Origin of the sequence: Ruminococcus sp. BSD2780120874_150323_B10 (assembly GCF_015553695.1) — a bacterium.
In the GTDB taxonomy this organism is placed as follows: domain Bacteria; phylum Bacillota; class Clostridia; order Oscillospirales; family Acutalibacteraceae; genus Ruminococcoides; species Ruminococcoides intestinale_A.
Window position 1 is genome coordinate 122,611 of the sequence record NZ_JADNHD010000001.1, and the last position, 13,888, is coordinate 136,498.

Here is a 13,888-nt window from a genome sequence, read left to right on the forward strand (position 1 = left end):
TTATAACCTCTTAATCTCAATAATTCCGCTGATGTCAGAAAGTTTTGAAATTACACCTTTAAGGTGATTTTTACCTGTAACATCAATAGTAGCGGTTACCATAGCTTTGCCGTCGCCGACTTCTCTTGAATTAAGAGAATGAATAAAGATGTGCATATTTGAAAGTTTGATTGTTACATCTGCAAGAAGTCCTGTTCTGTCGGTAGCAATAATCTGCAATGTACTACGGAATGCCTCTCCTGCCTTGTCTTCCCAATAACAGCTTACCCATCTTTCAGGTTCTTCGCAGTCATTAAGATCCTTAGGAACATTTGTACATTCCCTCTTATGGATTGATACTCCGTAACCTCTCGTAATATAACCTATAATCTCATCGCCCGGCAAAGGATTACAACAATTTGAGAACTTAACCAGAACATCGTCTGTACCCTCAATTACAACGCCCGAAGATGCCTTTGGCTTTTTACGGGGAGCTTGCGGAACTTCGATTTTTTCTATATCTGCGGCATAGGTTTTCTGGTATTCTTCCTTAATTCTCGGCATAACTTTCCAAAGCTGAATACCGCCGTAACCGATTGCGGCATAAACATCGTCGAGGGTTACATACTGCTTTTTCATAAGCATTTTTTCAATAAACTCAACAAACTCTTCATCGGAAAGATTAATGCCGTTGCGCTTAAATTCTTTTTCAAGCATCTGCTTACCTTCGGCAATGTTTTCGTCACGCTTTTCGTGCTTATACCACTGACGAATTTTTGACTTTGCAGAAGCAGTCTTACAAATATCTATCCATGCTTTATTAGGATGCTCTTCTTTTTGAGTAATAATCTCGCAGATTTCACCCGTTTTTAATTTATAGTCAATCGGCACGATTTTTCCGTTTACTTTAGCGCCGACCATTCGGTGTCCTACCTGTGTATGAATAATATAGGCGAGGTCAATAGGGGTTGAACCGTTCGGTATAACCATTACATCGCCCTTTGGTGTAAATACATAAACATCGTTTTCTTCAAAGTCATTTCTGATATTCTTTGCAATATCCGTTACATCTTCGGCTTCAAGCTGATCGAGAATCATATTTTTGACTTTCTCGATGTTTTCGGCAAGGCGGGTACTTTCGCCTTTTCCGCCCGCACCCATACCGAGTTTATACTTCCAGTGCGCTGCGATACCGTATTCGGCGGTGTAGTGCATTTCCCATGTTCTTATCTGAACTTCAAAAGGAATGGCTCTCTTGTCAAGTACGGTTGTGTGCAATGACTGATACATATTCGGCTTAGGCATAGAAATATAATCTTTAAAACGGTTCGGAATAGGTTTAAAAATATCATGAACTACGCCGAGTACATTATAACAATCCGATACGGTATCTACAATTACACGCACTGCAAAGACATCAAAAATTTGGTCAATCGTTTTGCCCTGCATAAATGTTTTGCGGTAAATACTGTAAACACTCTTTACTCTGCCGCTTATGTAAACATTTTTTATTATATTATTTGTTTTTTCAAGAATTTGATTTTTTATAGATTCAATAAACTTGTCACGGTCGTTTTCCGAAAGGCTGATAGCATCTTCAATCTCCTTGTAACCAATCGGGTCAAGGTACTGCAAAGACAAATCCTCAAGCTCGTCTTTTATTGTTTTGATACCGAGGCGGTGAGCAATAGGAGCATATACCTGCATATTTTCGTGAGCCTTATCTCTTCTGCTCTGCTCAGGCATACAGCTTATTGTACGCATATTATGCAAACGGTCGGCAAGTTTAATAATAATTACTCTGATGTCGTTTGCCATTGCAATAAGCATTTTTCTGATGTTTTCTGCCTGTCTTTGCTCTCTTGAAGAAAAAGCGATTTTTGAAATCTTGGTAACACCGTCAATCAGCCTTGCAACATCCGCACCGAAAAGTTTTTCAACTTCCTCAAGCGTTGTAGGAGTATCCTCAACAACATCGTGAAGAAGTGCGGCGCAGATTGCGTCTGTATCCATACCGAGTTCGGCAAGAATACAGGCAACGGAAGTCGGGTGCAGAATATAAGGAATGCCCGACACTCTTCTTTGGTCGCCATGAGCCTTTTCGGCAAACTTGTATGCTTTTGTAATTTTGTCAATATCATATGTACTGTTTGACTGGCCAAGCAACTTTACAAGCTCGTTGAAATCCTGATAATGTGCTATTCCTGAATATTTACTCATTACTGCATCCCCCTCAATTTTATAACCGTATCGGCTGAATTAAGATCAACCTTTTGCGACACTTCGGAAACTCTGATTTGTGCGCTGTTTATTCCTTCAATCACCTCAATAAGCGACAGTTCGCTCATTGCGTCAAGAATAATCCTGATTTTTCCGATAGACAATTTATAATCAAGTTTATGTACAAGCGTTTCGATAGGATAGGCATAGCCTCCCGATTTTCTTAAGAATACATATAGTATTGCAAAATCTTCACGAGTAGGCAAAAGATCGGTTATTTGCGCATTTGTAAGATTTAAACCGAGTTTAAAATCTTCGTAGTTTCTCTGACTTTGCAAGAAGTCTTTGGTATCAAGCACTGACGGTTTTATTTCCTTTAATATTATGGAAACATTGCGTTGACCGTTAAATTCGTTTATATCGAGCGTAACCGCAAGGTCAAGTACATCTCCTACTTTATAAGGAAATTCCTGTTGCGTGGTAAAGAAATTCATAACCGATACTGTCGAATTATTGCGTTTAAACTGCAGCCTTAAATGCTTATTTTGTGACAGCGGAGTAATCTGTGAAAGAGTCATTTTATACAACCCGACAAGCGGTGTAGGATTACCCGCACCGTAAGGAGCAAGATACGCAAGCGGTTCAACAAGCTGAACGCTTATTAAAGCAGGATTTAACCTGCAGTCAATATTACACGCATTAAACGGCATATTTTCCTGCTTAAGGGCATATTCGTTAATTCTTTGGCGGAACAATTCAATATTTTTGCTTTTTAGTGAAAGTCCTGCCGCCATAGGGTGACCGCCGAAATGGGTAAGTAAATCCGAGCAGGCAAAAACCGCATCACAAAGGGAAAATCCCTCAACACTTCTGCCCGAGCCCTTTGCCTCTTCTCCGTCACGCGAAATAATCACAGTAGGCTTACCGAAAAATTCTTTGACCTTTGCCGCCACGATTCCGATAACACCCTGATGCCAACCCTCGCCGTCGATAACAAGCACACGGTCATTTGTAATATGAGGATTTGCTTTGACCATTTCGTCAATCTTCATTAATATATTTTTTCCGATTTCCTTACGCTCGTTGTTATCTTCATTAAGCTGTTTTGCAATACTCATTGCCTCGTTTTCATCATCGGTCAGCAGCAGTGAAACCGATTTTCCCGAAAAGCCGAGCCTGCCGACTGCATTTATTCTCGGAACAAGTGTAAACGATACATTGCCCGAAGTAATCTTTTTGCCGGCAATTCCTGCGGTTTCAATAAGAGCATTAATACCTGCTCTGTCGCTTTCCTGAATATTAACAAGTCCACGCTTGACAAACACTCTGTTTTCGCTTTTTAATTCCACAATATCTCCGACTGTTCCTATACAGAGCAGGTCAGAGTAATTGTCAAGCAGGGACGATACATCGCAGTTTTCGCCCTCAAGCGCCATAACCAATTTAAAGGCTACACCGACACCCGAAAGCATTTTGTACTTACTCGGGCAGTCGGATTGATGCATATCGATTACCGCAACAGCATTGGGTATTTTTCCCGTCGGTTGGTGGTGATCAGTAATTACAGTGTCAATACCGAGAGAGTTTGCGTAATCAATTTCTTCCACAGCGGCGATTCCGTTATCGACGGTAACAATCAACTTTACTCCCTTTTCAGCGAGAATATCGATTGCGCCTTTATTCATTCCGTAACCTTCTGTTTCTCTTGACGGAATATAGTACATAGCGTTTGCACCGACCGTTTCAAGATAAGAGTACAAAAGTGCCGTAGAAGTGACGCCGTCCGCATCGTAATCTCCGTAAACGCATATAAGCTCATCATTGTCAATTGCAGATAAAATTCTGTCAGCACCTTTTTTCATATCTTTAATTTCAAAAGGTGATGCAATAACGCTGTCGTTCTGCAAAAAATCCTCGATTTTCTCTCTTTTTGTAATGCCTCTGATCTGCAACAACATTGCAAGTATTGGAGGTAATCCGTATTCTGTTTGTATTCTTTTTGCTTCATCCTTGTTGATTTCGGATACTATCCAATTCTTCAAAATGCCATTCTCCTTAATTACCTTTTAACTGCCGCTTACAAAATTTCACTCTCTTTAAGCATTGATTCGGCATGTGCAAGTGCTGCGTCTGTAATATTTACGCCACCTATTATTCTTGCAAGCTCATGCTTTCTGCCGTCAAAGTCAAGCAACTTTACCTGCGTAAATGTTCTGCCGTCCTCGACCTGTTTGCTTATAAGATAATGAGCGTCGGCAAGCGCCGCAAGCTGTGCCTGATGTGTTACGCAGAGCACCTGACTGCTTTTTGAAACTTCTTTGAGTTTTAATCCGACCTTTTGAGCGGCTGAGCCCGAAATACCTGTATCGACCTCATCAAAAATCAAAGTATCTATATCTTCTGTGCTTGCAAGCACTGTCTTTATTGCAAGCATCATTCTCGAAAGCTCACCGCCCGAGGCAATCTTTGCAACCGGTCTTGGCGGTTCGCCGGGGTTTGCGGAAATAAGAAATTCTACCTTGTCTGTTCCTTTTTCGTAAAAGTCTGTATTTTCAAATTGAGTTACTATCTGAACATTCGGCATATTTAAAAAGCTCATTTCTTCACGCACTCGTTCAGAAAATACTTTTGCCGTCTTTTTTCGTATTGAACTTAATTTTTGTGCGGAAACCCTTGCATAGTATTCGGATTCTTTATAGTCAGCCTCAAGCTGATCTCTGTTCTTATCATAGCTTAAAAGCTCTTCAAGTCTTGTTTGCATTTTTTCGGCAAGTGCAGGTAATTCATTACATTCGCAGCCGTACTTTCTTGTAAGACGATTTAACAAATCAAGTCTTTCATCAATTTCTTCAAGCCTTTGCGGATCGCTTTCAACCGAATCGGCGGCATCGGAAATCGACTCTATACAATCTCTCAGATTATAATAAACATCCGTGATGCTCTCGGAAATACTTTCATAATCCGCATTGAGTGACGCCGCTCTCTGAATATAATTCATCGCACTTTCAACAGCCTCAATACCGCCTGTGGTTCTTTCATCTCCGTCAAGAAGTTCTCTCGAATCATTAAGCAGAGTAAAAATCTTTTCGGAATTCATCAGAATAATGCGTTCGTTTTCAAGCTGTTCTATCTCATCGGGCTGAACATCGGCATTGAAAAGCTCTGTCGTCTGATATGTAAGCAAATCAATTTCGTGCAATCTTGCAGACTCATCTGAATTAGCCTCGTTAAGCTGCTTTTTCAGTGCCTTATACTTTTTATATTTTTCTCGGTAATCTTCAAGCTCCTTTTTTAATTCGCCAAAGCTGTCGATATAATCTATATGTGTATCAGGCGAAAAAAGTTCGTAACTTTCGTGCTGACCGTGAATATTAATAAGATTTTTCGCAACCTCTTTTAATACAGTAACACTCGCAGGTCTTGCGTTGATTTTACAACTGCTTTTTCCCGTTGCGGAAATCGTACGCTGCAATATTAAAGTATCGTCATCTTCATTGTTGTATCCAAGTTCCGCAAGCTTTGCTTTTACGGTATCGTTTACATCATCAAACTGTGCGGTTACAAGCGCTGTTTTTGCACCGGTACGCACAAGTTCTTTTGAAGTACGCTGTCCCATAATAGCGTTGATTGAATCTATAATAATACTTTTACCTGCACCGGTTTCACCTGTAAGTACATTAAGTCCCTGCGAAAAGTCAATTGAAGTTTTTTCGATAACCGCTATATTTTCTATATATAAAGTTGTAAGCATATAACATCATCCCTGTTCAGAGCAGCTTTTTAAGCTCCTCGGTAAGATTAACTGCATCATTTACGGTACGGCAAGCAACAAAAATAGTATCGTCGCCTGCAATAGTTCCTACAATTTCCGAGTGGTCAAGTGAATCAAGCGAAGTACAAACCGCCTGTGCCATACCTACCATAGTTCTTATAACAACAATGTTTTGAGCCGCGTCTATAGAATTTACGGCTGTGGAAAACATTGACTTAAGACTTGATTTTTTTTCATTTTGATTTTTTGCGGGTGACATATAACGGTATTTTCCGTCTGAATCAAGTGCCTTTACAAGGCGAAGGTCTTTTATATCTCTTGAAATTGTCGCCTGCGTAGCCTTGTAACCGTCACGCTTAAGGCAATTAAGAAGATCGTCTTGAGTTTCTATAGACTGTTCTGAAATAAGCTCAAGTATTCTTGCGTGTCGTCCTGATTTCATTACATTTCCCTCTCTTTCAGCTTTTCGTTAAGCAGCTTAAAGAAATTACGCTTTCTCAACGAAATAAGCTCAAGACAAAGCTCTGATTTTTTGATTTTGACTGTATCTTCCGAAAGAATATCAACATTTTTTTCGCCGTCAACAGTAAGTAAGCAGCAGCAATCGGCAGGAATTTGAACCGTAACCGCAAGACTTGCACTGCCGTCAAACAAGACCGAGCGTGAATGTAATGAATGAGGACAGACAGGAGTGGCAATAATGCAGTCCGTCTGCGGTGCAACTATAGGACCGCCTGCCGAAAGAGAATAAGCCGTTGAACCTGTAGGGGTAGCAAAAAGCAAACCGTCGGCTCTGTATTTTGCAATCCATTCATCATCCAGATACAAATTAATATCAATTATTTTTGAAAACTGACCTCTTGCAATTACAGCGTCATTTACCGCAAGATAATGCTTTGTTTCACCGTCTTTGTTTACCTCGACATCAAGAAGTATTCTTTTTTCTGTTGTATATTCTTTATTTACAAGTTTTTTTAATCTGCCGATATCATCGGGTTCAAGGTCTGCGGCAAAGCCGAGCCTGCCTACATTTACGCCTATAAGCGGAACATTATTTACCGCAGCATATTTTGCGGCATGAATAATAGTACCGTCACCGCCCGCCGTAACCGCCGCATCGCAACAGCCGAAAAGCTCGTCAATGGTATCGACATAACTTATATTTATTCCTTTATAAAAAGGTTTACATTCGCTGAGCATAACTACATCAGCGTTTTCTCCAAGAAAAAGTATTGCTATCTCTTTTGCACAGGAAATTGCTTTTTCCTTGCTGAGATTAACCACTACAGCTATTTTCATAACTGCCCTTCCTTTCTTGTACAGGCAATAATATCTTATTGCTTATTTATCAAGCTGACTATGAGAATTTTTGACAAGTTCTTCAGGAGTAATCTCTGTATATGACTTAGGGTCATCACTCTTTCTCAAGTGAATGAGATACTCTATATTGCCCTCCGGACCTTTGATCGGTGAATAATCAAGATTTAAAACATCAAAGCCGTTTTCAAGGCAGAAATTAAAAATATTCTGCACAACCTCAATGTGTACGGCAGGATCTCTTACCACGCCTTTTTTTCCTACCTTTTCTCTGCCTGCCTCAAACTGCGGTTTTATAAGGCAAACAGCCTGAGCGTTCTCAGCCATAAGCTGTCTTGCCACGGGCAAAATCAATTTAAGCGAAATGAAAGATACATCAACCGAGAAAAAGTCAATTTCATCAGGCACTTGCTCCCTTGTAACCTTTCTCATATTTGTGCGTTCAAGGTTTACAACCCTTTCATCGTTTCTGAGTTTCCACGCAAGCTGACCGTAACCTACATCAATGGAATAAACTTTCTTTGCGCCGTTTTGCAGCATACAGTCGGTAAATCCGCCTGTCGAAGCACCTATATCCATAGTGATTTTTCCGTTTAAGTCAAAATCAAAATTATTTATAGCTTTTTCAAGTTTCAGTCCGCCACGGCTTACATATTTTTGAGTTGAACCACGCACTTCAATTTTGCAGTTTTCGTCATAGCTCTGACCGCATTTGTCGGCTTTCTGGTTATCCACATATACCTGACCTGCCATAATTACAGCTTTTGCCTTTTCACGGCTGTCAGTAAATCCGTTTTCATATACGAGTATATCAAGTCTTTTTTTCATTATCTGTTTCCAATCCTGTCAAGGTCTTCCAAGACTACATCAGCCATACCCTCTGCATCGAGTTTGAGCATATGCAAAGCCTCGGATACCGACATCTGTTTTACAAATTTATCGCCAATGGTTTTTATATGATAACAGCCGTTAAACTGTCTTGCAAGCAAAGCATCACCGAAATTTCTGGCAACACTGCCTGTTTTTATTCCCTCTTCAAAAAACCACACCGTATTAAATTCGGTTGCAAAATCAAATGCCGACGGGTCAATCGGTTTGATTTTACAAAGTTTTAAAATACAAACTTCTATGCCTTTTTCCGCAAGCATTTCTTTTGCTTTGCAGGCATAAGAGAATAATCTGCCGTAAGTGATAATCAGCTTGCCGCAATCTTTGTTGCCGTAAACATCATAAGTAATGCTTTCTTCGCCAAAATCATCGGGCTTATAAAGTTCACCGCCACGAGGGTATCTTACAGCGGCAACATTGTTGCAAACATAAATTGCGGAATTAAGCGCACATTTCAGTCCGTCAAAATATGTCGGAGAAAAAATTGTGACATTCGGAATTGAATTAAGCATAGATACATCAAATACGCCCTGATGTGTTTCGCCGTCATCACCGACAATTCCCGCTCTGTCAATAGCAAGAACAATGTGCAGTCCACTCATTGCCGCATCGTGTATAATCTGGTCATATGACCTCTGTAAAAATGTCGAATAAACCGCAAATACAGGACGCATACCCTTTGAGGCAAGTCCGCACGCAAAAGTCACGGCGTGTTCTTCCGCAATTCCGACATCAAAAAATCTCTCTTTATGATAGATAGAAAATTTCTCAAGTCCTGTTCCCTTTGCCATTGCGGCGGTAATAGCACAGATTTTTTTATCTTTTTCCGCAAGTTCACAAAGTGTGTTACCAAATTCAGCAGAAAAACCTTTATGAGAAGATATAGGTTCGCCCGAATCAATATCGAATTTGCCGATTCCGTGGAAAGTGCCCGGATTTTCTTCAGCAGGTAAATATCCCTTGCCTTTCTTAGTAACAACATGCAAAAGTACGGGTGAATTGATTTTCTTTGCGGCTGAAAGTGCATTTTCGAGTTCCGGTATATCGTGACCGTCAATAGGACCGATATATGTAAAGCCAAAGCAATCAAACAAAGTGTTTTTGTACACAAGATTTTTAATTTTTGACTTACTTCTTCTTAAAAATGCGCTTATCGGTCTGCCGAACAGAGGAATTTTAGAAAGCACTTTTTCCGTATTTTTCTTTACTCTTATATACCACGGCTGTATTCTTACTGTGGTAAGATATCTCGGAAAAGCACCGACATTTTTAGAAATTGACATTTTATTGTCATTAAGAATAACAATAAAATTCTTTTTGAATCGTCCGGCATTGTTCATTGCCTCAAAAGCAAGTCCGCCCGTAAATGAGCCGTCACCGATTACGGCAACCGTATGGCTCTGATCTCCGCTTAACATCTTTGCTCTTGCAATACCGTATGCCGCAGAAATAGATGTACTGCTGTGGCCTGTATTAAAATCATCATACTTGCTTTCACTGCGTTTAGGAAAACCCGAAATGCCGCCTTTTTGGCGCAATGTATAAAAATCATCAAATCTTCCCGTAAGCAATTTATGAGTATAACTCTGATGTCCCACATCCCATACAATGCTGTCTTTGGGCAAATTAAAAGTTCTGTGGAGTGCCACGGTAAGTTCCACAACGCCTAAATTCGGAGAAAGGTGACCGCCGTTGAGCGATACGGTTTCAATCAATTTTTCTCGTATTTCACTGCATAATTTCGCCAAATCTTTTTCATCAAGTCTTTTTACATCGGCAGGCGATTTTATTTTTGACAGTAACTCATAGTCACCCATTTTCTCCCTCCTTATCCTTTTTCATTTTCACTATAAATTATTTTTTACGGCTTGCAAGGTAATCCGCAAAATCGCACAAAGCCGTTGTATCACCGTCAAAAGCATTAAGGGCCGTTTTTGCCTTATCTGTAAGTTCAGCAACAAGTTCTCTGCACTTTTCTATACCGAGAAGCGACACATATGTTGACTTAGCGTTTTCGTTGTCACTGCCTACAGGTTTTCCGAGTTCTTCGTCAGTGGAAGTAACATCAAGAATATCGTCCTGGATCTGGAAAGCAATACCTATACACTCGCCGTATTCAGATGCTGATTTTATAAGTTTATCATCAGCATTCGCAGAAATACATCCAAGCTCACAAGCCGCCTTTATAAGACAAGCTGTTTTTTTATAATCCATTTCTCTCAACACTTCAATCGGTGCTGACTTATTTTCATTAATAAGGTCAATAACCTGACCGCCTACCATACCTCTTGCACCGCAATAAGCCGCAAGGGTATTTACAGCTTTACAACACGCAGCAGCCGAGCTTTGGCTGATTGCCTTGTCGCTTGTCATAATTTCAAAAGCGAGCGACTGCAATGCATCTCCCGCAAGCAAAGCAATATCTTCACCGTACACCTTATGATTTGACGGTTTGCCTCTGCGCATATCGTCATTATCCATACAAGGCAGATCATCGTGAATAAGCGAATATGTGTGTATCATCTCAACCGCACAAGCAAAAGGTACCGCAGCCTCGGTCTTGCCATTGCAAAGTTCGTTAAAACTGAATACAAGATTAGGTCTTACTCTTTTTCCGCCTGCCTCAAGGCTGTATTTCATAGACTCGATAAGTTCTTTTTCTCTGCAATTTAAGTCAGGCAAATAATCATAAAGAGCCTGTTCGGTTTGTTTTATATAATCAGTCATTATTCATCACCGTCTGTAGTACAAATATTATTTAACTTTGTATTAATATCTTCAATTTTGCCTTTGCTTTCCGAAAGTTCCTGCATACAAAAAGCAAGTAATTCGCAAGCCTCTGTGTAGCAATCAACACTTTCTTTGAGCGGAAGTTGTGAATTTTCAAGTTTAGCCACAACCTCGTCAAGTTTAGCGTCAGCTTGTTCAAAAGTTAATTTTTTATTCATTATTCAAGATCCTCTGCATATTCAAGTAATCTGTTCATTCTGTGGTTTGCGCCGCTGCGGCTTATCGGCACAGAAAGGTTTTGTCCCAAATCTCTCAGCGACATTTCGGGATTTTCAAGTCTTAACACGGCTATTTCTCTTAAATCGTCGGGCAAAGACTCTATTCCCTTTTTATCTTTGATTTTTTGTATCGCCGCAAGCTGCTTTGCCGAAGCTGACGCAATTTTGGTTATATTGGCAACCTCACTGTTTATGCGCCTGTTAATGTTATTGCGCACCTGTTTTACAGCCTTTGTACCCATAATTTCCATAGCACAATTTGTTGCGCCTATGTATGTAAGCAAATCACAAATTTGCTCACTGCCTTTAAAATAGACAACATAACTGCCGTTGCGCACAACTGTTTTCGGCGTAAAATCACATTCGGGTATTTCCGAAAGAATTTTACACAAATCGACCGAAAGATTTTTATGCGGCACACAAAACTCGGCGTGGTAACTTTTCATTGGGTCAGACACCGAACCGCAGCCCTCAAAAGCTCCTCGTAAAAAAGCCGCCACAAGTTCGTCACTGCTTATATTGGCTCTGTTTACTCTTAGCGATATATCATTGTCGTGATGACCGTAATCATCAAAAATTCTTAAACAGTCATCGGCATTTATAAGTGAAATTTTAGAAAGGTGATGCTCTGTGGTTCTGACACGCAAAGTGGTTTCTTTTTCGATAATCGGCATATAAAGTTCTTCAAGCAAATCCGTCACTTTTTTAGAAACATCACTGTTTTCGGTTGTAAGAACAATTTTATCTTTTTTAAATACCTTAGAGAAAATAAGTAGGCCGTAAAGCTCTGCCTTTTTTTGTTCGGTATCTACAGCATTAACAGAGCAAAGCTCCTTTTTAACTTCGGAGGAAAACGACACTATTTACACCTCGTTATTTTTTTACATCTCTGTGCTGTACAATGCACTTGTAACCTTTTTCCATAAAATAGTTATCAAGCAATTCCGCAATTGTAACACTGCGGTGTTTGCCGCCTGTACAGCCTATGCCGACTACAAGCTCGCTTTTGCCTTCTTTAAGATACAAAGGCAATGAATAGTCAAGCCAGTCAATAAGTCTTTTTACAAATTCCTGTGTTTCTTCACTGTCAAGCACATAGTCCTGAATACATTTTTCAAGTCCCGTATGTTCCTTAAGTTCCGCAATATAAAACGGATTCGGCAAACAACGAACATCTATAATCAAATCAGATTCAAGCGGAATACCGTACTTAAATCCAAAAGACATAAAAGTAATCATAATACTGTTGGAGCTGTTCTCAAGAAACATCGAAATAATGCGTTCTCTAAGCTGTTTAATTGACATAAATGTCGTATCAATACTGTAATCGGCAAGTGTTTTTACGGGAACAAGCAATCTTTGCTCTTCCTTTACGGCGGCGGCAACAGAGCCGTCCTTAAGTCTTTCGGTAAGCGGATGTCTTCTTCTTGTTTCTTTATAACGCACAATAAGGCTGTCGACTTTTGCGTCAATATAAAGAATACTTACGCCCTCGTTATTTTTCTTGAAGTTTTCAAGGTCGTCGTACATAACCTCATAATCACCGTTGCCTCTGACATCAACCACAACCGCAACTCTTTTCATTGCTTTGTCCGAAGAATCTTTGCAAAGTTTGTATAATGTCTGCAAAAGTGAGGTGGGGATATTGTCAACACAGTAGTATCCTATATCCTCCATAATGTGCAGCGCACTTGTTTTGCCTGCGCCCGACATACCCGAAATAATTACAAATTCCATAATATCAACTTCCTCTATTACGCCTTAATTATTGCATAAATAATTATTTTCAAAGCATTATCAATTCACATTCAAGATCATAACCTGTTTCTTTTTTAACAGTTGTCTGAATTTGAGAAATAAGCTCTTTTACATCTTTAGCAGTGGCATTGCTTTTATTAATAATAAAGCCTGCGTGTTTTTCCGATACTTCGGCACCGCCGACACCCTTACCTTTAAATCCGCACTGTTCTATCAAAGCACCTGCGTAATTTCCCTCGGGTCGCTTGAAAACACTGCCCGCACTCGGAAATTCAAGCGGCTGTTTATCAATTCGTCTGCTCATAAAATCGTCCATTCTGTGACGAATATCATCGGGATTATCACTCTTAAGTTTGAGTGTAATGCCTGTGATTATGCAGTTATTATTACGGTAAACACTTGTGCGATAGCCGAATTCAAGATTTTCTTTATCAATTCTGCCGATAGCGCCGTCATCTGTAATATGATTTACCGACACGACAACATCTTTCATTTCTCCGCCGTAAGCGCCCGCATTCATAAATGCCGCACCGCCTACAGAGCCCGGAATTCCCCACGCAAACTCAAGTCCGGAAAGACTGTTGTTAAGCGCAAATTTACAAAGAGCAGCAAGTGTAGCGCCTGCGCCGCAATAAACGGTTTCGCTGTCTATCATTCTTATCTCTTTGAAATCGCCGTCAAGTTTAATAACAGCGCAATCCATGCCATTATCGTCTACAAGTATATTACTGCCGTTACCAAGCAAGAAATATTTTGTATCTGTAAGTTTACATTCTCTTACAAATTTGCAAAGCTTACTTAGACTGTCAACCTTTATGTAAACTGCCGCATTGCCGCCGATTTTAAAACTTGTGTGTTTTTTCATCGGCTCGTTAAGCTTTGTTTCACAAGCAAGACTGTCTGCAAATTTATATATATTTTCAATATTATTCATCGAATTACTCCA

At 40.0% G+C, this 13,888-nt stretch carries 12 protein-coding genes; all 12 read right to left on the reverse strand.

Annotated elements, in window-relative coordinates:
- From I2E21_RS00615 to murB, 12 genes are read right to left on the reverse strand one after another with little or no spacing between them, the layout of a single operon-like run.
- Entirely contained in the window at window positions 1-2,199 is a 2,199-nt protein-coding gene (locus I2E21_RS00615; protein ID WP_186934616.1) for a bifunctional (p)ppGpp synthetase/guanosine-3',5'-bis(diphosphate) 3'-pyrophosphohydrolase, read from the reverse strand.
- Window positions 2,199-4,241, reverse strand: a complete 2,043-nt coding sequence (gene recJ / locus I2E21_RS00620) for a single-stranded-DNA-specific exonuclease RecJ (protein ID WP_195410068.1) — start codon at window positions 4,239-4,241, stop codon at window positions 2,199-2,201. The genes I2E21_RS00615 and recJ overlap by 1 nt, the downstream gene beginning before the upstream one ends.
- A gap of 35 nt (window positions 4,242-4,276) precedes the next feature.
- Window positions 4,277-5,950, reverse strand: coding sequence for a DNA repair protein RecN (recN, locus tag I2E21_RS00625; RefSeq protein ID WP_195410069.1), 1,674 nt, complete (start codon window positions 5,948-5,950; stop codon window positions 4,277-4,279).
- Between the two features lie 16 nt (window positions 5,951-5,966).
- Complete coding sequence (argR, locus tag I2E21_RS00630) at window positions 5,967-6,413, reverse strand: arginine repressor (protein WP_022235439.1); 447 nt, start codon at window positions 6,411-6,413, stop codon at window positions 5,967-5,969.
- A complete protein-coding gene (locus tag I2E21_RS00635; protein WP_022235438.1) occupies window positions 6,413-7,270 on the reverse strand; it encodes an NAD(+)/NADH kinase in 858 nt (285 codons plus the stop codon). Before I2E21_RS00635 ends, argR begins: the two co-directional genes overlap by 1 nt.
- 42 nt (window positions 7,271-7,312) lie before the next feature.
- Entirely contained in the window at window positions 7,313-8,116 is an 804-nt protein-coding gene (locus tag I2E21_RS00640) for a TlyA family RNA methyltransferase (protein ID WP_195410070.1), read from the reverse strand.
- On the reverse strand, window positions 8,116-9,993 hold the full coding sequence (gene dxs / locus I2E21_RS00645; protein ID WP_195410071.1) for a 1-deoxy-D-xylulose-5-phosphate synthase: 1,878 nt from the start codon (window positions 9,991-9,993) through the stop codon (window positions 8,116-8,118). Before dxs ends, I2E21_RS00640 begins: the two co-directional genes overlap by 1 nt.
- Window positions 9,994-10,030: 37 nt before the next feature.
- A complete protein-coding gene (locus tag I2E21_RS00650; RefSeq protein WP_022235435.1) occupies window positions 10,031-10,903 on the reverse strand; it encodes a polyprenyl synthetase family protein in 873 nt (290 codons plus the stop codon).
- Complete coding sequence (gene xseB / locus I2E21_RS00655) at window positions 10,903-11,124, reverse strand: exodeoxyribonuclease VII small subunit (protein ID WP_186934612.1); 222 nt, start codon at window positions 11,122-11,124, stop codon at window positions 10,903-10,905. The genes I2E21_RS00650 and xseB overlap by 1 nt, the downstream gene beginning before the upstream one ends.
- Window positions 11,124-12,044 (reverse strand): DNA-binding protein WhiA, encoded by a 921-nt coding sequence (gene whiA / locus I2E21_RS00660; RefSeq protein ID WP_186934611.1) that lies wholly within the window; start codon window positions 12,042-12,044, stop codon window positions 11,124-11,126. The genes xseB and whiA overlap by 1 nt, the downstream gene beginning before the upstream one ends.
- Before the next feature lie 13 nt (window positions 12,045-12,057).
- Window positions 12,058-12,921: an RNase adapter RapZ gene (rapZ, locus tag I2E21_RS00665; protein WP_022235432.1), complete on the reverse strand. Its 864-nt coding sequence runs from the start codon at window positions 12,919-12,921 to the stop codon at window positions 12,058-12,060.
- A gap of 49 nt (window positions 12,922-12,970) precedes the next feature.
- Window positions 12,971-13,876 (reverse strand): UDP-N-acetylmuramate dehydrogenase, encoded by a 906-nt coding sequence (gene murB / locus I2E21_RS00670; RefSeq protein ID WP_195410072.1) that lies wholly within the window; start codon window positions 13,874-13,876, stop codon window positions 12,971-12,973.
- Between the last annotated feature and the right edge of the window lie 12 nt (window positions 13,877-13,888).

What these genes read in the sequence shown, in the direction of transcription:
- argR (WP_022235439.1), bottom strand. Translation starts at nt 6,413, where the DNA reads ATGAAATCAGGACGACACGCAAGAATACTTGAGCTTATTTCAGAACAG.
- rapZ (WP_022235432.1), bottom strand. Translation starts at nt 12,921, where the DNA reads ATGGAATTTGTAATTATTTCGGGTATGTCGGGCGCAGGCAAAACAAGT.
- murB (WP_195410072.1), bottom strand. Translation starts at nt 13,876, where the DNA reads ATGAATAATATTGAAAATATATATAAATTTGCAGACAGTCTTGCTTGT.
- I2E21_RS00635 (WP_022235438.1), bottom strand. Translation starts at nt 7,270, where the DNA reads ATGAAAATAGCTGTAGTGGTTAATCTCAGCAAGGAAAAAGCAATTTCC.
- dxs (WP_195410071.1), bottom strand. Translation starts at nt 9,993, where the DNA reads ATGGGTGACTATGAGTTACTGTCAAAAATAAAATCGCCTGCCGATGTA.
- recN (WP_195410069.1), bottom strand. Translation starts at nt 5,950, where the DNA reads ATGCTTACAACTTTATATATAGAAAATATAGCGGTTATCGAAAAAACT.
- xseB (WP_186934612.1), bottom strand. Translation starts at nt 11,124, where the DNA reads ATGAATAAAAAATTAACTTTTGAACAAGCTGACGCTAAACTTGACGAG.
- I2E21_RS00640 (WP_195410070.1), bottom strand. Translation starts at nt 8,116, where the DNA reads ATGAAAAAAAGACTTGATATACTCGTATATGAAAACGGATTTACTGAC.
- I2E21_RS00650 (WP_022235435.1), bottom strand. Translation starts at nt 10,903, where the DNA reads ATGACTGATTATATAAAACAAACCGAACAGGCTCTTTATGATTATTTG.
- I2E21_RS00615 (WP_186934616.1), bottom strand. Translation starts at nt 2,199, where the DNA reads ATGAGTAAATATTCAGGAATAGCACATTATCAGGATTTCAACGAGCTT.